The organism is Parasegetibacter sp. NRK P23, assembly GCF_023721715.1.
Taxonomy (GTDB): domain Bacteria; phylum Bacteroidota; class Bacteroidia; order Chitinophagales; family Chitinophagaceae; genus Parasegetibacter.
This window is the reverse complement of the sequence record NZ_JAMDLG010000001.1, coordinates 682,000-704,866: the sequence shown is the minus strand read 5'-3', so window position 1 is coordinate 704,866 and position 22,867 is coordinate 682,000. Positions and strand designations below refer to the sequence as shown.

General features: G+C 49.8%; 17 protein-coding genes. 14 read left to right on the top strand and 3 right to left on the bottom strand.

Going from position 1 to position 22,867, the window contains the following annotated elements:
• The first annotated feature begins 164 nt into the window (after positions 1-164).
• From M4J38_RS02785 to M4J38_RS02765, 5 genes are all read left to right on the top strand, one after another.
• Entirely contained in the window at positions 165-3,704 is a 3,540-nt protein-coding gene (locus M4J38_RS02785) for a TonB-dependent receptor (protein WP_251758003.1), read from the top strand.
• A gap of 17 nt (positions 3,705-3,721) precedes the next feature.
• The gene (locus tag M4J38_RS02780) at positions 3,722-5,146 is read left to right on the top strand and encodes a RagB/SusD family nutrient uptake outer membrane protein (protein ID WP_251758002.1); all 1,425 of its coding nucleotides are present in this window, start codon (positions 3,722-3,724) and stop codon (positions 5,144-5,146) included.
• A gap of 183 nt (positions 5,147-5,329) precedes the next feature.
• Positions 5,330-7,603, top strand: coding sequence for a redoxin domain-containing protein (locus M4J38_RS02775; protein ID WP_251758001.1), 2,274 nt, complete (start codon positions 5,330-5,332; stop codon positions 7,601-7,603).
• Positions 7,604-7,894: 291 nt separating this feature from the next.
• Positions 7,895-10,021, top strand: a complete 2,127-nt coding sequence (locus M4J38_RS02770; protein WP_251758000.1) for an FG-GAP-like repeat-containing protein — start codon at positions 7,895-7,897, stop codon at positions 10,019-10,021.
• Between the two features lie 74 nt (positions 10,022-10,095).
• Positions 10,096-10,752 (top strand): trans-aconitate 2-methyltransferase, encoded by a 657-nt coding sequence (locus M4J38_RS02765; RefSeq protein WP_251757999.1) that lies wholly within the window; start codon positions 10,096-10,098, stop codon positions 10,750-10,752.
• A gap of 7 nt (positions 10,753-10,759) precedes the next feature.
• Here M4J38_RS02765 and M4J38_RS02760 read toward each other — a convergent pair whose 3' ends face one another.
• A complete protein-coding gene (locus M4J38_RS02760; RefSeq protein ID WP_251757998.1) occupies positions 10,760-11,128 on the bottom strand; it encodes a hypothetical protein in 369 nt (122 codons plus the stop codon).
• A gap of 269 nt (positions 11,129-11,397) precedes the next feature.
• On the opposite strand from M4J38_RS02760, the gene M4J38_RS02755 reads away from it, so the two are divergent.
• The 9 genes from M4J38_RS02755 to M4J38_RS02715 all read left to right on the top strand — a co-directional run bounded on the left by M4J38_RS02755 (position 11,398) and on the right by M4J38_RS02715 (position 21,635).
• Positions 11,398-11,757, top strand: a complete 360-nt coding sequence (locus M4J38_RS02755; RefSeq protein ID WP_251757997.1) for a hypothetical protein — start codon at positions 11,398-11,400, stop codon at positions 11,755-11,757.
• A gap of 256 nt (positions 11,758-12,013) precedes the next feature.
• Positions 12,014-12,928: a VOC family protein gene (locus M4J38_RS02750; RefSeq protein ID WP_251757996.1), complete on the top strand. Its 915-nt coding sequence runs from the start codon at positions 12,014-12,016 to the stop codon at positions 12,926-12,928.
• Positions 12,929-13,070: 142 nt separating this feature from the next.
• Entirely contained in the window at positions 13,071-14,318 is a 1,248-nt protein-coding gene (locus M4J38_RS02745; protein WP_251757995.1) for an efflux RND transporter periplasmic adaptor subunit, read from the top strand.
• Positions 14,315-15,790 carry a TolC family protein gene (locus M4J38_RS02740; RefSeq protein ID WP_251757994.1) on the top strand — a complete coding sequence of 492 codons (1,476 nt, stop codon included), beginning with the start codon at positions 14,315-14,317 and terminating at the stop codon, positions 15,788-15,790. The genes M4J38_RS02745 and M4J38_RS02740 overlap by 4 nt, the downstream gene beginning before the upstream one ends.
• Complete coding sequence (locus tag M4J38_RS02735) at positions 15,787-16,452, top strand: ABC transporter ATP-binding protein (RefSeq protein ID WP_251757993.1); 666 nt, start codon at positions 15,787-15,789, stop codon at positions 16,450-16,452. Before M4J38_RS02740 ends, M4J38_RS02735 begins: the two co-directional genes overlap by 4 nt.
• Positions 16,453-16,475: 23 nt before the next feature.
• Complete coding sequence (locus M4J38_RS02730) at positions 16,476-17,717, top strand: ABC transporter permease (RefSeq protein WP_251757992.1); 1,242 nt, start codon at positions 16,476-16,478, stop codon at positions 17,715-17,717.
• A 23-nt stretch (positions 17,718-17,740) separates the two neighbouring features.
• Complete coding sequence (locus M4J38_RS02725; RefSeq protein WP_251757991.1) at positions 17,741-18,919, top strand: ABC transporter permease; 1,179 nt, start codon at positions 17,741-17,743, stop codon at positions 18,917-18,919.
• Positions 18,920-18,988: 69 nt separating this feature from the next.
• Entirely contained in the window at positions 18,989-20,362 is a 1,374-nt protein-coding gene (locus M4J38_RS02720; RefSeq protein ID WP_251757990.1) for a sigma-54 dependent transcriptional regulator, read from the top strand.
• The gene (locus M4J38_RS02715; protein WP_251757989.1) at positions 20,346-21,635 is read left to right on the top strand and encodes a PAS domain-containing sensor histidine kinase; all 1,290 of its coding nucleotides are present in this window, start codon (positions 20,346-20,348) and stop codon (positions 21,633-21,635) included. The genes M4J38_RS02720 and M4J38_RS02715 overlap by 17 nt, the downstream gene beginning before the upstream one ends.
• Before the next feature lie 88 nt (positions 21,636-21,723).
• On the opposite strand, the gene M4J38_RS02710 is transcribed toward M4J38_RS02715, so the two are convergent.
• Entirely contained in the window at positions 21,724-22,248 is a 525-nt protein-coding gene (locus tag M4J38_RS02710) for a DUF6691 family protein (RefSeq protein WP_251757988.1), read from the bottom strand.
• A 2-nt stretch (positions 22,249-22,250) separates the two neighbouring features.
• A complete protein-coding gene (locus M4J38_RS02705) occupies positions 22,251-22,814 on the bottom strand; it encodes a YeeE/YedE family protein (RefSeq protein WP_251757987.1) in 564 nt (187 codons plus the stop codon).
• Positions 22,815-22,867: the final 53 nt, after the last annotated feature.

Sequence of the window (22,867 nt, the reverse complement as noted above, 5' to 3'; positions counted from 1 at the left end):
TAAAAATGCCGGAAGTGGTGGAACACTTCCGGCGGCGTTTGAGCCGGTTTGATGCGTTCGATACATATCAACTAAAACCCAAACACTGCAAAAGTATGAAATTGACTTTGCAAGGGGGCTTTTTGCGCCGCAAATATCGCCTCCTCAACCAAACACTGCTGATTTTGAGATTGAACTTCGTAAGATCCCATCGCACCATCAGCAAAACAACTGTTATCGCGATGAAACTGACCACCGCCCTCATTTTGTTCGCGTGCCTGGAACTGAGCGCTTCGGGAAATGCCCAAACGATCACGCTTTCCAGGGAAAAAAGCCCGCTCGAAAAAATCTTCCGCGACATCCGGAAGCAAACGGGGTACAATTTCGTGTACACCAGCGACATGCTCCGCAGAACAAAAAATGTTTCCGTTCATGTGAAAGACATGCAACTGGATGATTTTCTGAAAGCCATCTTCAGGGATCAGCCCGTCACTTATTATTCCATCGACGACAAAATCATCGTACTCCAGCCTAAAGTGGAAGTAGTGCCCACCGAAGGAGAAGAGCGCTCTCCCTACGTGGTAGTGGCGGGTCACATTTCAGGTGAAGAAGGCAGGCCGCTGCAAGGTGTTTCCGTTCGGAACCAGCGTACAAAAGAAGTGAAAGTGACCGATGTAAATGGTGATTTCTCCATGGATGTAGAGGTGAACGATATGTTGGAATTCACTTTCGTAGGCTACAAAAAAGTTGAGCAGCGCGTGAGGGCCATCGGGAAGATTAACCTCCAGATGGAAATTGAGGCCACTGAACTGGCCAGCTCCGTTGTAATTGGTTACGGCTCCGTAAAAAGAAAAGACCTTACCGGTTCCGTTGCTTCCGTAAACCCCGATGAAATCCGTGATGTGCCTTTTATGACGCTGGATGCCGCACTCGTTGGCAAGGCGCCTGGTCTGCAGGTGACAAAAGCCGACGGTTCCCCGGGCGGTGCCGTCCGCATCCGCATCAGGGGCGGGTCCTCACTGATCGGGGCCAACGATCCATTGTACATTATCGACGGCGTTCCCGTACTCGTGGAAAATAAATATGTAGGTGTAACGGATATGACCAACCCCATCGAAAACTTTGGCGGTGAAAATGCCCGTAACTCCAGCATCTCCGGGTCTTTCTCGCGTGGACTCAATAACCTTGCTGGGTTGAACCTGGAAGATATCGAGACCATCGATATCCTGAAAGATGCTTCGGCTACCGCCATCTACGGGGCCAAAGCTGCGAACGGCGTGGTGATCATCACCACCAAAAAAGGGAAGCTGAACCAGAAGCCCGTGCTCGAAATGAATTATTACGCCGGCTTCAGTAAGGCGCGCCGCGAAAAAGTGCTGAACGCGGAGCAATACAAAATGCTGATGCTGGAAGCCGCCACCAACAGGGTGCAGGAGGACCAGCGTTTGAACCGTCCCGTGAATGGTGTCGCCAGTGCATTGGTGAACAACCCCGCGTTGCTGGGCGATGGCTCCGTGGATACCGACTGGCTGGGCATGATTCTTCGCACGGGCATCACGCAGAACGCGAACCTCTCGGTAAGAGGTGGCGGTGCGGGATCGAGGTATTATACTTCCCTCGCTTATTCTAATCAGAAAGGGGTATTGCTGGGCACGGATTTCAGCAGGATCGCAGGAAAGGTGAGCCTGGATAACGAAATTACCAGCAAACTCCGGGTGATCACCAATATGGATTATGCTTTCTCTACTACTGATATCACCAACGGTATTTACAATAGCGCGATGATGGCGCCACCCATCTTCAAGCCCTACAACGACGACGGCTCCTTCACCAATTTCGACCAGCGCTTCGCCACGCTCACACCGGTTGGCGCAGGCTCCGATTTCGGTATTCAGAACCCGATCGCCATGGCCACGGCCATCAACCAGGGAAAAAACATCACGGTACTGGGATCGCTTTCCGCAGAGTACGATATCCTGAAAGAACTCAAATTCAAGTCAACGGTTTCCATCAACTACAGCAATTACCGCCAGCGCAACTATATTCCCAGCTACCTGGAGATCGCCAACCCCAACAGCCAGGGTGGAACATCATCCAGCGGCGGCGTAGGTTCGCAATCGAACAGCACTACAGCCAACTCTTTCTTTGAGAATACACTTACCTGGGACAAACAATTCAACAACGACCATCGCCTGAACCTGTTGGGTGGTACTTCCTGGGAGAAATACACCACTGAATTTTTCTCGGCTGAAGGTCGTGGTTATCCCAATGATGATTTCCTGAACAACCTGAATTCCGCGGCTATCCCCACACGTGTGCAGGGGAGCAGTCCTTCCGGCGAATACTCCCTGCTTTCCTTTTATGTGCGCGCCAACTATGCATTGAAAGAAAAATACCTTTTCACTTTCACCGGCCGTAACGATATCTCTTCCAAATTCGCACCCGGTAAACAGGCCGCTTATTTCCCTTCCGGCGCCGTGGCCTGGCGGATTTCCCAGGAAAACTTCATGAAAGATGTGAAGTGGGTGAATGACCTGAAAATAAGAGCCAGTATAGGGTTTACCGGATCACAAAGTATTGGCAACTACCTGTACAGGTCGTTGTACACCCCCAACGCTTATGCGGGAACCAGCGCTTTCATCCCCACACAACTGGGTAACGACGGTATTGAGTGGGAAAGAACATTGCAAAAGGACCTCGGACTGGATTTCGTATTGTTCAACAACAGGCTCCGCGGCACTTTCGGTTACTATGAAAAGAATACAGACGGCTTGCTGCTCAACATGACCACGCCACCCAGCTACGCCTACGGAAGTGTGATCATGAACATCGCGAAAATCCGCAACAGCGGGCTGGAACTGGAACTCAGGGGCGATATCGTGAAGTCGAAGGATTTCAACTGGAACATGGCCTTCAACATCTCCGGCAACAGGTCCAAAGTATCTGAGATTCGTGGTGGTCCCTTCTCTAATCCCAACGACAGGAACGCGCTTAACCTCGGCACCAGCATCGTGCGGGAAGGCGATCCACTTGGACTCATCTACGGCAGGGTGGCCATCGGCATCGCGCCTACCCTTAAAGATGCGCAGGACTATATGAACGCAGTGTACTTCGCCGGGTTGTTCAATCCCTATTTCAACGCCGGAGACATGAAGTTTGACACATCCCTCCTCACACAGGTGGGAAGCGTTCGTTACCTCCAATACAAACAGGATGTGATCGGCAACATGAACCCCAAGTTCTATGGCGGTATCACGAATACTTTCTCTTACAAAAACTTCAACCTCACCACGCTGTTCAATTTCACCTACGGCAACGATATCCTGTTCCAGGCCGATGTGCGCGACAGAAGCATGAACAACGCCTACAACAGAGGTGTTCGTATCCTTGACCGGTGGACCGCTGATAACCCAAGTGATACGCGCGGAAGGCTCATGTACGGATTGAGTGAATTCATGAGTAACTATAGTGTTTATGACGGTTCTTTCATCAAACTCAAATCCCTCACCTTTGGTTATGACCTGCCCCGTAAAGCAGCGGATGCAGTTGGATTACGGAGCGCGAATTTCTATCTCTCCGCCACCAACCTCTTCCAGATCACCAATTATCCCGGTTTAGATCCTGAAGTAAGTGATGATCCCAGAAGCATCATCGGCGGCGGACGAGACCTCAGCATGTACCCCACCACCAGGGAACTGACACTCGGTGTAAGAATTGGTCTTTAATCAAAAAACAAACTGCAATGAAATCAACATACATCATATCTTATTTAATGGTTGGGGCGTTTGCGCTGGGTGCACTCAGTTCCTGCAAAAAGCAACTCAACGCTTTGCCTTCCCAGGCCGTAGTAGACGCTACTGTAGTGGTGGACCAGAAAAGCGCCGAGATCGCACTGAACGGCGGCTATTACAGATTGGCCAATGCGGGCACAACACTGTCCGCGCAAAGTACAAGGTGGTCGAATACCCACGAAGTAACGCCCGCGATGCTTGCCGGATGGATGCAGTACGGCTTCGGGCCGGTAAACTTCCAAACGCATACGTACACGCCTGCTTCAACCGGCGACTGGGGTTATGCGTATGGCGTATTGAATGCCGTTAATGGCACCATCGCCGGAGTGGAAGCGCTCCCTGAATCCGCGTTTAGCGGAGACCGCAAGAAGGAGATGCTCGCAGAAGCCCGTTTCCTGCGTGCTTATGCCCATTTCTTCCTGCTCTCCTATTTTGGAGAATGGTACACCTTAGACAGCAAACATGGTGTGATGATGCGGAAAGAGCCGCTTACCTTCAACAACGGCTCCAATGCTACCCGCAGTACCGTGAAAGAAAGCTATGATTTTATCCTGGAGGATATTGACTATGCCATAGCGAACGGCCCGGTGAACAGGCCGGTTTACTACGCCAATAAAGCCGCGGCCCAGGCGCTCAAACTGCGCGTGTTGATCAGCCGCGGGCAACAGGCTGACTATACCGAACTCATCTCTATCGCCAATACGCTGATCGGTAATCCAGCTTACGCGCTGGAGACCAACCTGAAGGACCTTTTCTTAACCAAAGGGCTTACGAGTAAGGAAGTGATATTCGGAGTCACCCCTTATACCAGCCAGGTCGGAAAGAAAGCAACCTATGAATTCGTGCAATCCAGTGTGTACATTGCCACCAAGGCGTTCAAAGATCTGCTGGCGAATGATCCCCGTGGTACCTGGATGCTGCGCACTACGCCGGCAGGCGTGAGCACCATGATTAAGGATTCTTCCTACATGAACAAGTTCACCGGCCCTAAATACGAAGACGTATATGTGTTCCGCCTTACTGAAGCTTATCTTCTTAAAGCCGAGGCGATCGTCCGCTCCAATGGAAGTTTAACCGAAGCGAAGAATATCCTGAAAGAAATCATGGGACACGCTGGCGTAACGGATTTTTCCGCTGTGGACAACGCCGTTACGAAAGATGAAGTGCTGTACCAGATCTACCTAGAGTTTTCCCGGAACATGACCGCGGAAGATGGTATCGAATGGTTCGCCCTGCTCCGCCTCCCCTTCGAAAAAGTGCTAGAGATTAGGCCTACGATCCTTACCAGGGAACGCCGTATTCTGCCCATCCCCGCCACAGAGTTCCAACTGAACCCCAATATCGGTGACCAGAACCCCGGTTACCCCAAACAATAGAATTAAATACGGGGCCGTACCGCAAAAACGGCCCCGTATTTGAGCAAAAGGGATGATGACGTATAAAAAACTCTTGCAAATGAACCGGTCCTTGCGTCCTGCGAGAAACGAAGCAGGCCCCCTTGCGTTGCGAACTGCGAGGAACGAAGCAGGAAGCAATCGCGTGAATCAAAAATACCTCAAATGAAAAAAGTATTCAGCCTCGTGGTCTCCGCCTGTATAACCCTTGCGGCCACAGCACAGAAAAACAATGTTTTCGTAAAAGCCACCATGCCGGGTATCCCTGCTGGCGAGTGGGTTTATTACAATGGCATGAACGGAAACCTGCGCGACTCCGTTCAGCCCGATGCCAAAGGTTTCAACATCGCCATGCATATTCCTGAAGGGGAAGGTGATTTTTATATGATTAGTATCGGAAAATTACGTGCTGGCTCCGGAGAAGGAAAGCTGATGATGCTTTTCCTCGAAAAAGGAACAGTGCAGATCAAAAGTAGCAGCGCGTCCTTTAAAGATGCGGTGCTATCCGGCGGAAAGGATGCCGCTTATTACAACGCGTTTCAGAAAAGAGAGCGGGTTCGGGGGCTGAATGAACTGCAGCAGGAACTGATGGATGCCCAGTCTAAAGGAGATACCGCTTTCATGAACAGGGGAATGGCCCGTTACCGCCAGCTGAACCAGGAACAGCGTGAAATGGATATGAAGTGGTTCGCGAATAATGCCGGTTCCACGGCGATCGTGTATCCTGTATACCAGTCGTTAAGAAGTATGGTTCCCTTGAATACAATGGATTCCCTCTTTCAACTGGCGAAGCCTTCGGCAAAGAATAACCTGGTGGTGAAAAAAATTGAACACAGCATTAAAACGGATAAACTCACGGGTATTGGCCGGACTGCACTGGATTTCGCTCAAACGGATACCGCCGGGAAGCTGGTGTCGCTGAAGGATTTCCGCGGGAAATACGTGCTGGTGGATTTCTGGGCCAGTTGGTGCGTGCCCTGCCGCATTGAGAACCCGCATGTGGTAAGCGCCTTCCAGCAGTACAAGGATAAAAACTTTACCGTGCTCGGTGTTTCTTTCGATATGCCTGGTAAGCACGATAAATGGGTGCAGGCTATTCACGACGACCAACTCTACTGGAACCATGTTTCCGACCTGAAATACTGGGATAATGCGGCTGGAAGGTTGTATGATATCAGATCCATTCCGTCCAATGTACTCATTGATGCGAACGGCATCATTGTGGGAAAAAACCTTCGGGGTGAAGCGCTCGATAAAAAATTGCACGAACTGCTGGGGGAGCCTGCGCTTGCGAAGAATACTTTCATCATCAAAGGAAATGTGACCGGAACAAAAGGAACTACCTGGTTTCATATTTCGTATGATGGCCCGGATGGCAAAATCGTAAGAGACAGTGTGAAGTTGTTCTCCGGCGCTTTCGCTTATATCGGAAAGGTACAGCAGCCCACACAGGCTTACATCTATTTTAAAGGTGAAAACGAGCAGCGGGTAGATTTCAGCGCCTACAAATCTGTATTTGTAGAGCCAGGTGTTTCTGAATTAAAAGGCAATACCGGAGACGTGAAGTCACTGTCTCTGAAAGGTGGTACGGTGCAGGCTGAAATGGAAGCTTTTGAAAAACTGACAGCGCCTTACAAAGCAGGTGTTGCGCCATTGAATGAACGGTACAATGCCGGGAATTTGGCATACATCGATGCTAAAAAAGCAGGCGCCTCAGAAGAAACATTGGAAGAACTGAAATTGAAGCTGGAGCATATACGCGACAGCATGCAGCCTTACAACCAGAAGACTCGTGAGGCCAACCTGGCCTATTTCAAATCGCACCCTGATTCTTATATCACGCTATCGCAACTGCGTTTTTACACCAGCAGCATGCGTGTGGAGGAAGCCGAAGCGATCTTCTCGAAGATGACACCGCAAATGAAAGCCTCTCCACAGGGAAAAGAGATCGCGAAGGAAATCGCCAACATGCGTTCCGGTTCTCCCGGGAGTATGGCTACGAACTTCTCCGGAATGGACATTACGGGTAAGCCTCTTAGCTTAACGGATTTCCGTGGTAAATATGTGCTGGTCGATTTCTGGGCAAGTTGGTGTGTTCCTTGTCGCAAAGGCAATCCGCACCTGCTCCAGTTGTACAGCAAATACAAAAAGAAAGGTTTCGAAATCATTGGTGTTTCAGATGACGACAGCAACCATGAAGCCTGGAAGAAAGCTGTTGAAAAAGATGGCATAGGCGTTTGGAAGCATGTGCTCCGTGGGCTGAAAAGAACACCCGATGGCGGTTTCGATCGTTCCGAAGATAAATCCGAAGCCTATGGTATCCACAGCCTTCCCACCAAAATACTAATCGATCCGCAAGGCAAGATCGTTGGCCGCTATGGCGGTGGCGGAGAGGACGATGGAGCCATGGATAAAAAACTTGCTGAAGTCTTTAAATAGGAGCAGGGTTAAAGAAGGTATCATCAACAAGAGCCTCCGCGGACAGGCATTGCACCAGAAATTAGAAGAAGTACTAAACTGCTTTTCGCGTATAAAGCAATCCCGGACAAAAATAAAAGCCCCCCTTCCACCGGAACGGGGCTTTTTTATTTTGTATCCCATTGCAATAAATACTTTTTGTAAATGATTATCCGTTAATTCGTTCAGTGGATCACCGCACTGGCGTAAAGGATTTCCCTTAACCGGTAAAAGTGTTTCCATGTCCTAAGTATAAACCCCTAATACCTCAATATGAAGAACCGGATTTTTACGCCGCTTGTAAGTGCATGCTTTGCAGGTTTATTTTCTCTTTCCCCGGGCGGACTTTTTGCCCAGACAGTTCCATCCATTACAGCCATTACGCCTTCAGCAGCATCTATCGGTAGTTCGGTAACCATTGATGGTGCGGATTTCAGTACAACGATTTCAGACAATGTGGTTTGGTTTGGCGGAGTGAAAGCTACAATCACAGCAGCTACAGCTACTTCCCTGACGGTAACGGTACCTGCGGGGGCCGGGCCGGTGGTGCGTGTGTATACATCCGGACTTTCAACGCAAAGCCTTGTACGTTTTGTATATACTTTTCCGGGAACGGAACCATTGGCGGGTGCTAACTTCGGGAGCGTAACATCTTCGCAGAGTTATGTGGTAAAGAACGGAAGTTACACCGGTCTTGACCTTCACTCCCTCGCGAACCTGAAATTCGCCGACCTGGATGGAGATGCTAAACCCGATCTTATCTGCGGGAGAATGGGGACTTACGTGCAGCACAATACATCCACACCCGGAACCATTTCACGCGGCACCTTAAATGGAAGCACCGTGGAAGGCGCCAGTTTTGAAGCCGGATTTGGCGGGGGAGGTGTTCAGGGGTATTTGTCTGAGCTGACCACCTACGGCACCAATGCCGCGCGGGAAGGTGAAATTGATTACGGAGATGTGGATGGCGATGGTAAAATAGATATTGTTTCCAGTGTTTACCGTCCTTCCAATACTGATCGTATATCCGTTTTCAGGAACATTACATCAACACCGGGATCGTTGAACGCGAGCAACTTTGACGCACCCGTTGTGTATGGTACCAGCGGAAGATGGGCGAGAATGGTGCGCCTCGGTGACCTGGACAACGATGGCAAAATCGATATCCTCGTAAGCACCAGCGGTGGCGGTGGTATGATATTCCGGAATACCTCCACGCCCGGTACCCCCAGTTTTGCCGCTGCGGTAGAACCCGGACTAGGTTTGGGAGAAGGCTTTATCGAAATATCCGACATGGATGGCGATGGGAAAAACGATATCGTAACCCGCGGTTGGGGTGGCGATGTGGTGCGCGTATTGAGAAACACTTCTTCCGGCCCTGGCGTATTCAGTTTCTCGGCTGCCCAGAGTTTTGCGGTAGAATCCGGTGTTTCCAGTTTTGATATCGGCGACCTGGACGGTGATGGTAAAACAGATGTGCTGGCATTCGGCAGCTCTGGAAAACTATTTATCCTCCGCAATACCTCCACATCGGGCACGGTCGCTTTCGCGACTTATTATACCATTACCACCCACACTGGAAACGTGCAGGACGCCGCTATGGGCGACCTGGATGGCGACGGGAAAATAGACATCGCGCTGAATGATGGCGGCTACATCATGTATGTTATAAAAAATACTTCTACGCCCGGCAGTCTGAGCTTCGATCCTTACGAAGCGTTGAACCCTTCCGGAGGAATGAGCCAGTACGCATCCGAAATCGCGATCCAGGATATAGATGGCGATGGAAAGAACGATGTGGTGGGCCTTTCCACTTACAGCAACGGGATACATTTCTTCTCTAACGAAACCAGTTCAACGCTGCCCGTGAACTGGCTCGGCTTTACCGCGCATTCCAGGAACAACGGCGTGCAACTGAACTGGACCACCGCCTCAGAAAAAGACAATGCTTACTTTGAAGTGGAAAGAAGTACACAGCAGGCCCGGGGCTTCCAACCGGTGGGACGTATAACCGGCGCACTAAACAGCAACGGCCAACAACGGTACGATTGGTTCGATGCCACCGCTCCTGAAACAACCTTATGGTACCGCATCAAACAGGTGGATGCCGATGGCGGTAGCACCTACAGTACCATCGTGCGCGTAAACAGGTTGCCGGGTATACAACTGGAACTTTCTCCCAATCCCGTTTCCAACCAGCTTAGAATTACCATCCCGGTTGCAGGAAACAGTACAATGGACCTCCGCATTCATGATACGCAGGGAAGAATACTGTTGCAGAAAAAGATCAGCACGGGAACTTCATTCATCGATTGTAAAACATGGGTGCCGGGCATCTATTCCATAACAGTATACGATGGAACACAAATGGTGACCACGAAGCGTTTTATGAAACAGTAACGCGCTTTCAACACCTGGTATCTGCGTTTATTAGTGTATTTTAGAAAACATCCGGATTAACCCGGGTGTTTTTTATGCCCGCAAAACAAACGCCCATGGATCCCAATACACAATCCATCAACACCTACAACCAGGTGGCGGAACTTTACCAGGAAAAGTTCATGCATCTTACTATGTATGATGAAACCTACGAGGATTTCTGCCAGTTGCTGCCGGTGCACAATGCATCGATACTGGAAATTGGTTGCGGTCCGGGAAATATCACCCGCTTCCTGCATGCCCGTATGCCGGAGTGCCAGATCATAGCGATAGATGCCGCGCCTAATATGATTACGCTGGCCCGGAAAAATGTGCCAGGCGTGGATTTTCGCGTGATGGATGCCCGCTCGTTAACAGGAATTCCCCCGGGCCTGGACGGCACCATCTGCGGTTTCTGTATGCCATACCTTACCCACGAAGCAGCAGCGCAATTTATTTCAGACTGCCTTACGCTATTGAAATCGGGCGGTGTTTTTTATGCCAGCGTGATAGAAGGCGCACAGGGAAGTTCCCGTTTCCAGCAAAGCAGCGATGGTAAAACCGGTGCCTGGATATTTTATTATGAAGAACACTGGTTAGCGGAACAATTCAATGAACATGGATGCACTCCACTCAAAGCCCGGCGAATCAGTTTTGAACGTAAGAATGGGGAAAAAGAAGTGCATCTTGTAGTGATGGCGGTGAAACAATGATGGATAGTTAAGGGTAAATCACCTTCCGGTTAACCTTGTGGAATTCGATGTATTTGTGTTTATTTCCCGTATCAATCAGCGCGGATCCATTCTCTATGGCGATTTTTTTACAGCCATAAATATGAATGATTCCCGACTTTCTGAATACTTCCGCTTTTTGTACCCCTTCAAAAAGGTATCCCTTGCCCTTCAGCGTAATGTCTCCTTTTAGTATAATTTTATCGCTGCCCGCTATCTCGAGTGAATCAGAAATGAATTCATCAGTTTCATCGAAAAGGGACTTTGTAGAATCTGCAGGAAGTGATGGAAGTTTTTGCTGAGAGAAGGCCGCGCATGAAAGAAATAAGAGCGCCGGCATAAGAAGGCTTCTTTTCATAAATCAGGTTTAAATGGTTTGATGCACTAATATAAACCATTCACCTGCTTGGGATATGTTAAAAAATAAGTACCCCGGTAGACACCGGGGTACAATGGTTTTAAACCATTAAACCTTATCCTATGACCCCAAAGATAAGGAAGTTATGGAATTGAAAAAATTGTGTTAACAAATGGTTTACATCTCTGCGTTCATTATTTCTTCTCATTCCCTTCATATCCCGGACATATTCACTTCCCATCTTTGCGGAAACAAAAAGCTCACCTATTATGAAACACCTTTTCTGCGCGCTTATCCTGCTCGTTTCTTCTACTGTTTTCGCGCAAAACAACACCGATTCCACGCATTCCTTTAAAGTGAAGTTCACTGAGGAAGAAGGAAAACTGGTGCTTTCTATTGAAAATCCCACCGCTAAAAAACTGAACATCTGGGTGCGTCAGCACAACGGTACTATTCTCTCGGAGAACGCCGTGAACGATGTGCAATACCGTTGCCGGTACACGTTCGACAATGCCGCCGACGGGGAATACACCTTCGTGGTGCAGTGCGGTAAAGAAAAAGTGATCCGTGCCTTCGCCATCGAAACCAAACAGGTGGAGACCCGTACCATCTGGCGCCTGTTTAACTAAAGCCATTCGTTATTGATTGGTTAACAGGCGGTTTTATTTTCGCTGCGACTTATTACTGCCGCATCTTTGCAATGCTTTCAAAGCAGCACTACTATTGAATTACAGATGCAAGCAAATATAACAGAGTATAAGGCCCTGGTTTTTACCGGGGCCTTTTTGTTGTTTTTCGCCGTCGCATTCCACCCGTAAAATGACGTATTCCCCCAATGTGTTTTCGCAGTATCGGGGCTAGGTTTGTAGCCTAATATTTATTACAATGCAACACCGGATATCTCCCTGTCTCTGGTTCAATACTGAAGCCGAAGACGCCGCTAAGTTTTACACCTCCGTTTTTTCCGACGCTGAAATGCTGCGGGTGCTCCGTTTTGGGAAAGCAGGTTCCGAAGGATCCGGCCAGCCGGAAGGACTGGTGATGACCGCGGAGTTCCGCATCGCCAACCTGGAGTTCGTGGCGCTGAATGGCGGACCCGTGTTCAAACCTAATCCCTCCATCTCATTTTTTGTGGTGGCGGAAACGGAAGAAGAATCAGATTTGCTCTGGCGCAGGCTCTCCGAAGGCGGTATGGTGATGATGCCTTACCAGGGTTACGACTGGGCCGAAAAATACGGCTTCCTCCAGGATAAGTTCGGGGTGAGCTGGCAGATATCCTGGGGTAAACTGGAAGATACCGGTGGCGATAAAATCATTCCCTCGCTGATGTTCACGAAACATTGGGCTGGCAGGGCAGAAGAAGCAGTGCAGTTCTATGCTACCGTATTTTCAGGACATCAACTGCGGCATCTGCTGAAGTACGGTCCAGGAGCGGCACAGCAGGAAGGAATGGTCATGCACGGTCAGTTCAATATGGAAGGGCAGGAGTTTATGGTGATGGACAGCAGTATTTCCCATGAATTTTCTTTCAGCGAAGGGGTTTCACTCATCATCAACTGCGAGAACCAGGCCGAGAACGATCATTTCTATGATGCGTTGGTAAAAGGAGGGGAGGAATCACAATGTGGATGGTTAAAAGACAAATTTGGTGTTTCCTGGCAGGTCGTGCCTGTGGAGCTGACCAGCATGATGACAGATCCGGACAAGGAAAAAGCGGAGCGCGCCACCAAAGCCATGATGCAGATGAAAAAAATAGATATTGAAAAAATCCGGGCCGCTTTTGAAGGAACAAACGCGTGATCTCCCGACATCAATACTTAATTCCGAACATGACTGTCCGATTCCGGACAGTTTTTTTATTTCCTCCCTTTTCAATTTGTTCATTTTCAATATATTAATTCTGGCATCCGGCTTGGAACACTTCTGTCCAAAATACGAGTAAATGGACCGAGCCCTCCCCAAAGAAGTATATGCCATGAAAAAAAGGAAGCTGCTGCTGGTTGTAGCGGCTTCCATCATCGTGATCCTTACATTGATCATGCTGCTGCGCAACACCTTCCGTACAACCGTGCCAGCCAACAGCATCACCACGGCTGTTGTAGAGACCGGCGACGTGGAAAACACCATCACGGCTTCCGGAGAAGTATTGCCGGAATTTGAAGAAGTGATTACCAGTCCGGTACAGGCGGCGATCCTGGAAGTACTGGCGGATGCGGGCACTTCAGTGGTGAAAGGACAATCATTGCTGAAACTGGATAAAGCCGCTATTGAATCCGCTTTCGACAAAGCAAAATTCTTACTCGAATCCAAAGAGAACAACCTTCGGAAACTGAAGCTGGAGTTGAACAAGAGCTATTTCGACCTGAAATCGGGCAACGACATCAAGCAACTCCGCATCAGCAGCCTGGAGGCGGAAGTGGAAAGTGCGCGTCGTTTGTTCAAAGCGGGCGGTGGTACGCGGGAAAGCGTGGAGCAGGCCGAAATGAACCTGAAAGTGGCCCGGCTGGAAAAGATACAACTGGAGAATGAAATCCAGAGCAAGCAACAGACCATGAAGGTGGAAATCAGGGAATCTGAAATTGAAGTGACGATCCAGCGGCACGAACTCAGTGAGATGGCCCGGAAAAAGGAACTGGCGGGCATCATTGCCACGCGGCCAGGCGTGATCACCTGGATCAATAAGAATGTGGGCGCTTCCATAGGCGAAGGCGCGGAACTGGTGCGGATAGCGGACCTCAGTAGTTTTAAAATAGCGGGCAGCATCTCCGATGCATACCTGGAAGAACTGCACAACGGGATGCCGGTAATTGTGGGCATCAACAACAAAAAACAGCGCGGCGAAATTGTGGCGGTATATCCCTCCGTAAAAAATGGCCTGGTCAACTTCGATGTACGGCTGGATACACAGGATTCGTTGTTGCGCCCTTCGCTGAAAGTGGATGTATATGTGGTCACCAACAGGCATGCCAATGTACTTCGGGTGCAGAATGGCCCAGCGTTCACCGGGAGTGGGGGTACGCAGGATGTATTCGTGGTGAAAGGAGAAAAAGCGGAACGGAGGACCGTGCAGAAAGGATTGAGCAACTTCGATTACGTGGAACTGGCGGGGAATATCCGAGCCGGGGAAGTGATCATTACATCGGATATGAACAGTTTTAAAAACGCCAGGGAAATCATCATCACGAAATGAGAACAGCTATCATAACGGGCCTGTTGCTTTTCGGGAGAATGGCGCTGGCGCAACAAACGGAAGATACCATACGGTTATCCCTGAACGAAGTGGTGGAGATGGCCAAACAGGGTTCCATCGCCGCAAGGCAGGCCGCCACTTTGAAAGAAACGCGTTACTGGGAATGGCGCACCTACCGTTCTAATTATGCGCCGCAACTGCAACTCCAGGGCACACTTCCCGGTTTTCAACGCACCTTCTACCAGGTGTTGCAGCCCAACGGAACAGTGTTGTTCCAGCCCGTGCATAACAACAATTCCATGCTGAACCTTTCTTTCAGCCAGGGCATCACGGCAACCGGCGGAACCATCTACGGAGCCACGGAACTGCAACGCTTCGATGATTTCGACAGGAACACCACCCTGTACAACGCGGTACCCTACACCATCGGCTACAACCAGCCCATCTTCGGTTTCAACAAACTGAAATGGGACAACAAAGTAGAACCGCTGAAATACCGGGAAAGCGAACAGCAGTTCATCTCCGATATGGAATACGTTGCTGTAAACGCCACCACTTATTATTTCGACCTCCTGCTGGCGCAGGTAAATTATCAGGTGGCCGAAACGAATTTGCAGAACACCAAAAGAATGCAGGCCATCGCCGACGAAAAGTTTAGTCTGGGCAAGATCGCGCGCAATGAAATGCTTCAACTGCAACTGGAAGCACTGAAGGCCGAAAAATCACTCGGCTCCGCAAGACGCGATATGGAAATGGCCATGCTGAACCTCCGTTCCTACACAGGTCTTCAGCAGAAAGGTAAGATCGTGCTGGAACTTCCCCCTTCTGAAATAAATGTGGTGATACCCACCGAAAAAGTTTTAAGCGAAGCCATGGAGAACAATGCCGATGCCATTGCTTTTGTAAGAAAAGTAGTGGAGGCCGAACGTGATGTGGCCATGGCGAAAGGGGCCAACGGCGTAACCGCTTCCCTTACGGCGAACCTGGGTTTCTCCAACAGCGCCACAAGTTTTTCAAAATTGTACAACGCGCCGCGGAACCAGCAACTCGTGCAACTGCAGTTTACCGTACCTATCCTCGACTGGGGAAGATCAAGGTCAAGAGCGAAAACGGCCGCTGCCAATTTGAAACTGACACAGTACGAAGTGGAGCAGGACAAACAAAATTTCTCCCAACTCATCGCCACGAAAGTGACCCTATTCGAAATGATGAAGGAACAGGTGGTGCTCAGCGGGATGGCCGACAGCATCGCCTCCGAAAAATACCTCATCGCCAACAACAGGTACGCGCTCGGTAACATGAGCATCACCGACCTCAGCATTGCTTTCCAGGAAAAGGACCAGGCAAAAAGAGATTATATTACAGCGATGGCCAACTTCTGGGGCGTGTATTACGAACTCAGGTTCCTCTCGCTGTACGATTTCAGTAAACAGGAAAAAATCAGTTATCCATCATTAAATACACACCAATGATCAGGTTGAACAACATAGAAAAAGTGTACCGTACCGATACGGTTGAAACACAGGCGCTCAGTAACATTCACCTCGAAGTGCGCAAAGGGGAGTTTCTCTCCATTATGGGGCCATCCGGTTGCGGAAAGAGTACGCTGCTCAATATCATGGGACTGCTCGACAAGCCTTCCGGTGGCGAAATTGTGATTGATAATGAAACCGCGCACCAGTTGCCCGACAAACAACTTGCGCATTTCAGGAACCGGAAGATCGGTTTCATCTTCCAGAGTTACCACCTCATCAACGACCTGCGCGTACTCGATAACGTGGAACTTCCCTTGTTGTACCGCAAAACCTCCGCCGCCGAACGGAAATCTCTGGCTGAAGAAGCGCTCGCCAAAGTGGGACTGAGCAACAGGATGAAACATTTCCCGACCCAGCTCTCCGGCGGACAAAAGCAACGTGTCGCCATCGCCCGCGCCATCGTGGGCAAACCGCAGATCATCCTCGCGGATGAGCCCACCGGTAACCTCGACAGTGTAATGGGCAACGAAGTGATGGACATATTGCTGCACCTGAACAAACAGGAAGGTACCACCATTGTGATGGTGACCCACGACGAAAATATGGCCCGGAAAACACACCGCCTCGTAAGGTTGTTCGACGGCGCACAGGTGCAATAACTTATCCCATTCAATCCAAAGCCATGTTATCCAATTATTTTAAAATAGCCATCGCCGTATTGAAGCGGCGGAAATTCTTCACTTTTATCAGCCTGTTCGGTATCAGCTTCACCCTCACGATCCTCATTGTGATCACTTCTTTCATCGATCACCTGGTGGATCCGGGCTATCCCGATGCCAACCGCAACAGGTCATTGTATGTGCAGCGCATGGAATCGAGCGATCCTAAAAAAGGCTGGTCACGCAGCGGCCCCGTGAGTTTCCATTTCTATGATAAATATGTCCGATCACTCAAAAAACCCGAGCTGGTTTCGTTTCAGTCCATGCCCTCTCCAACGGTAACGTATATCAATAACCGAAAGCTATCCCTTGATGTAAAGTATGTGAATGCTGATTTCTGGAACGTATATACGTTCAGTTTTATAGAAGGAAAACCTTTCTCCGCGGAACAACTGGCGCGCAGCGAAAAGCTGGCCGTGATTACCGATAAAACCAGTATGGATTATTTCGGCACCACACAAGGTGTTGTTGGTAAAACGATCACCACCGACAATGAAGACTATACCGTTGCGGGTGTGGTGAAAGCCGGTCCCATCACCGATATTCCCAGTTATGGCGAACTGTACCTGCCCTATACGCTGATGAAAGGTGATTTCAAGGGCACAACCCTGAACGGAAGTTTCCTGCTAACGCTACTCGCCCGTTCGGAAAATGAGGTGGACGCGGTAAAAGAAGAGTACGCGGCCATGGTAAAAAGAATTCCGCCCCAGGATAAAGAGTATACAAAAATATCCAGCGAGGCCGATCCCTTTCTCGCAAGTTTCGCAAGGCCCATCCTGGGCGGTGACCACAGTGATGGCATGACCAAGCTGACGGGGTTTGTTGTGGCGTTCTTCTTGCTGTTCCTGCTGCTGCCCACCATCAACCTGGTCAACATCAACGTGAGCAGGATCATGGAGCGTTCTTCAGAGATCGCCGTGAGAAAGGCTTTTGGCGCTTCTTCCCGCATACTGGCGGTGCAATTCATCGTGGAGAACCTCATTCTTACATTCATTGGTGGTGTACTTGGACTACTATTTTCCCTGCTGGTGATCTGGGTTATCAATACAACTGAACTTATTCCTGGTGGCGTGCTTACCATGAATTATAAAGTGCTTGGATTGAGCTTCGTGATCTGTATGATTTTCGGCCTGCTCTCCGGGGTGTATCCCGCATGGCGCATGTCTAAACTGCAAGTGGTACGCGCGCTGAAGATGGCGCAATAGTCGTAAAAATTAAATCTTACAAAATGTTAGCGCATTATTTTAAACTGATATGGAACAGGAAAAGGCAGAACTTCCTGCTTTTTATTGAAATACTCGTGGCGTTCCTGGTGGTATTCGGCGTATTTTCCTCTATCGTATACTATTATAACAATTACAAACGCCCGATGGGCTTCGATTACAACAATGTATGGACGATCACCTTTAAGAATCACCAAACCGGCACAGAAAAAAAGGATTCCCTGATAATGTTGTATGAGGCTATCCGTAACAGGGTAGAAGCCTTACCGGAAGTGGAAGCCATGACTTATACGAGTGAGAACGCACCCTTTACGATGAATACGAATGGAACGGATGTGAAGAAAGGTACGATAGAAATTATGGCGGATGATTATACAATGGATGAGTACTATTCAAAAGTGTTGAAGCCTGAAGTATTGGAAGGAAGCTGGTTCTCCAGCAGGGACAACGGCCGGAAACTACCGCCGGTGGTACTGAACGAGACGAGTAAAGAAAAGTTGTTTCCGGAAGGAGGCGCGGTTGGAAAAAAGGTAACGGTGAGCGGAACGGAAAAAGAAGTGATTGGTGTGATCCGCGACCTGAAGGATAAAGGGGATTATAATGCGCCTTTTAAGGCGGTATATTCCAAACCGGACAGCGGTTTTTACAACTGGGTTTCGGTGGCCATGATCAGGGTTTCGCCTTCCGCCGACGCGGCATTTGAGAGCCGGTTGTACAAAACACTGAGCGGGCTTTTTAAAGGCGCTTCTATTGAGATTGAGCACCTTTCGGAGAAACGTGTCGTAAAGAACGGCATTACCGTGGTGCCCCTGATCATCTGGTTTGTAGTAGCAGGTTTCCTGATCGTGAACGTGGCGCTGGGATTGTTTGGCGTGTTGTGGTACAACATCAGCCTGAGGCGGCAGGAAATTGGTTTGCGCAGGGCCATCGGCGCCACTTCAGGGGACGTGTCGCGGCAGGTGGTAACGGAAACACTGGTGTTGAGCGCGCTTTCCCTGATACTGGGTGGATTCTTCGCGGTACAGTTTCCTTTGCTGCACCTGTTCGATTTGCCATCAGGCGTTTATGTAACGGCCATTTTCCTGGCCATGGCGTTTATCCTGCTGCTGGTCATGTTGTGCGCCGTTTACCCGGGAAAAGTAGCGGCTGGCATTCAACCGGCTGTGGCGCTCCATGAAGATTAACGGTTGCTGCGGAACGGTTGGGCTGAGGCGCAATTAGTGTTACTTTTAACCCATAAATGATGCGATGAAATGGTGCTGATTATAGATGACGATATTGCTGTTCGTACTTCCCTGCTTTTATTGCTGCAACAACAGGGCATGTCTGCGGATGTGGCGGAAACCCCTTCGTTTGCACTGGAAAAGATCGAAAAGCTAAAACCCTCCCTGGTATTGCTGGACCTGAATTTCTCCCTGGATACTTCCGGAAGGGAAGGCATGGAACTGTTGGAAAAAATCAGGAAGAAGGAACCGTCATTGCCCATCATCCTGATCACCGGCTGGGGAAGCATCGCGCTTGCCGTGCAGGGCATGAAACTGGGGGCCAACGATTTTGTAACGAAGCCCTGGCAGAACGAACAGTTGTTGCAGACCATCCGCACTTTGTTGCAGCTCAACAAAGAGAAACAACGCCCGCAGTCAAGGAAACAATTGGATGAACAGTTCGCCTTCCGGCAGATCATAGGAGAGGACCCCGCGATGTTGCAGGTGCTGGAAACGATTGGCCGCGTGGCGCCCACCGATGCGCCCGTGCTTATCATGGGTGAAAGTGGTACTGGTAAAGAACTGGTCGCGGAAGCCATTCACCAGAACAGCGCCCGGAAGCATAAGCCGTTTGTAAAAGTGAACCTCGGTGGCATATCGTCTGCTCTCTTTGAAAGTGAAATGTTCGGGCATGTACGCGGCGCGTTTACGGATGCGCGTTACGACAGAACCGGCCGTTTCGAAATGGCCAACAAAGGCACCATCTTCCTCGATGAGATCGGCGACCTGGATCCGGCGAGTCAAGTGAAACTGCTGCGTGTATTGCAGGATAAAACCTATGAAGTGCTGGGCAGCAGCCGCTCAAAATTCGCGGACGTACGCGTGGTATGCGCTACCAATAAAAACCTCCATGAGATGGTGGCGAAAGGCAGTTTCCGAGAGGACCTGCTTTACCGCATCAACCTCATTACACTCAGGCTGCCGGCATTGCGGGAAAGAGCGGGTGATATTCCCCTGCTGGTGAACAGTTTTATCGCGAACCTCAGGGAAATATACCAGCGACCCGGTGTTTCCGTCGCGCCTTCGGCCATGAAATGCTTGCAGCAACTGCCGCTGCCCGGAAATATACGCCAGCTCAAGAACCTGGTGGAAAGAACCATACTGGTGAGCGGAAACGATCAGTTGGAAATGGAGGATTTTAACCGGCAACTGGAACTCTCACCCGCTTCGGAAGGAAACCTTCGTTTGCCCGGCGTGGGTACCATTACGCTGGAAGAACTGGAGGTGGAAATGATCCGCAGGGCCATGTCGTTCCACCGCAACAGCATTTCCAAAGCGGCGGTCGCCTTGGGGATTACCCGGAGTTCTTTGTACAGAAGGTTAGAGAAATACAATATCGCTTACGATGAAGCTGAAGACTAAATACCTGCTCTTCGTGGGCACCGTGCACCTGCTGATGCTGGCGCTCAGCTTCGTGGTGTTTGAACGAAACAGGTTGCTGTTCCTGGTTTCCGAGGTGCTGATACTGGTATCGGTCTTCTTCTCCTGGCGATTGTACCGTGCGCTGATTGATCCCCTGAACATGCTGGTACAGGGTACCGAAGCCATCCGCGACAGAGACTTCAGTGTGAAACTCCTCCGCACCGGCAGTTTCGAAATGGACAAACTCATTGATGTGTACAACCAGATGATCGAAGAACTTCGTACTGAACGATTACAACAGGAACGGCAGCATTTTTTCCTGGAGAAACTGATCCAGACTTCCCCCACCGGGATCATCGTACTCGATTTTAACGGGATGATTCAACAGGTGAATCCACGCGCCATCAATATGCTTGGAATAGAAGAAACGGCTTTAAAAAATGGCACTCATCAACATCCTATTCTTCAGGCCATGCAGGAACTGAAGTCGGGCGAAGCGAAAACCCTGGCCGTTTCCGGCGTTCAGACCTATAAGATTCAGAAATCACATTTCATCGACCGTGGGTTTTCCCGCCATTTCATCATGATTGAAGAACTCACCGCGGAAATACTGGCCGCTGAAAAGAAAGTATATGAAAAAGTGATCCGGATGATGGCGCATGAAGTGAACAATACCACGGGGCCGGTTAATTCAATCATGTCTTCCGCATTGCATGCTGATGCACTCTGGCAATCCGGTACACTGGATACTTTGCGGGAAGCTTTCGAAGTGGCCATCGAACGCAACAACAACCTCAACGGTTTCATGAGAGGTTTTGCTGACCTCGTGAAACTGCCGCTCCCTGAAAAACGCAACATTGATATAAACAGGTTACTCCGCTCCGTGGCCCGCCTCATGGAACTCCGCGCCGCTGATAGCAATATAAAAATCGAAGCCTTCACACCTTCAACGGAATGGTGGGTGCCGGCCGATGCGCAACTCATGGAACAGGCGCTCATTAATATCGTGAAGAATGGCATCGAGGCCATCGAAGGTAAAGGCATTGTTCAACTCCTCGCTGATCCCGCAACCCGCACCATTACTGTTTCCGATACGGGACGCGGTATTCCTTCTGAAGTGGGCGAACATGTTTTCTCCCCGTTCTACAGCACCAAACGCGACGGACAGGGCATCGGCCTCACGTTGGTAAGGGAAGTATTGCTAAACCATGGCTTTCGTTTCAGCTTAAATACCCTCCGGCCTGGCAATACCCGTTTCACCATCCATCTCTAAAAACGTTGCGTCGTAGCGTCGTTGCGAGAGACTATTTCTCGTAGCGTGAAAAGTTTATTATTTCTCGCAACGACGCTACGACGCAACGTTAGTGCGGAAGTTTTTCTCTGAAATAGCCATACACCCAGGTTCCTGCAACAGCGCTCAGTACCACAACTGCCACTACGATTGCGCCAGTACCAATCTGCGCGAACAACGGTCCGGGACATGCGCCGGTGAGCGCCCAGCCCAGTCCGAAAATCAGTCCGCCGATAACCTGTCCTTTATTGAATTTTTTTGGCGTAAACGTGATTGGTTCGCCGTGGATGGTTTTTATCCTGAATTTTTTGATGAGGAACACGGAAAGGGCACCAACAGCAATGGCGGTACCGATAACGCCGTACATGTGAAAGCTTTGCAGCCTGAACATTTCCTGGATACGGAACCAGGAGATGATTTCCGCTTTCACGAATACGATCCCGAAAAGGATGCCTACGGCGGCGTATTTAAAATTATACCACCAGGGATGTTGTTGCACGGAATCGTTGGTGCACATGGTGTCCTGTGAACGGACTTCGTAATCAGTAACAGGGGCCGTAGATATTATTGGTGTATTTTTCTGTAATGTTTCCATAGTTATAAACGCATGATGATGGGGAGAATAAGATTAGCCATAATAAAACCGCCGGCCATAAAGCAACAGGTGGCGATGATAGAAGGAACCTGAAGGTCGCTGATGCCCATGATGGCGTGACCACTGGTGCAACCGCCAGCATACCGGGTACCGAAGCCAACGAGGAATCCGCCTGCAACCATCATGATGATGCCCCTCACGGTAAACAGCGCTTCCCAGGAAAGCAGGTCGTTCGGCACCATATTGCTGTAATCAGTAATGCCATAACCGGCCAGTTCCTGTGTGAGCCTGGGATCAACTTGTATGGGATTCGGGTCGGCCAGCAGGGTGGCGGCGATGATGGCGCCAACAAAAATACCGCCCACAAAGAAGAGGTTCCAGGCTTCTTTCTTCCAGTCGTATTTAAAAAACTTAATGTTGGCGGGAAAACAGGCCGCGCACGCATGACGAAGGTTGGCCGATATCCCGAAATGTTTATTGCCCAGCAACAGCAACGCGGGTACAATGAGTCCTATCAGTCCGCCGGCCACGTACCAGGGCCAGGGTTGTTTGAATACTTCCAGCATAGAATACAATCAATTTTTTACAAATGTCGGTTTCCCGCTCAACATCCTTCGTG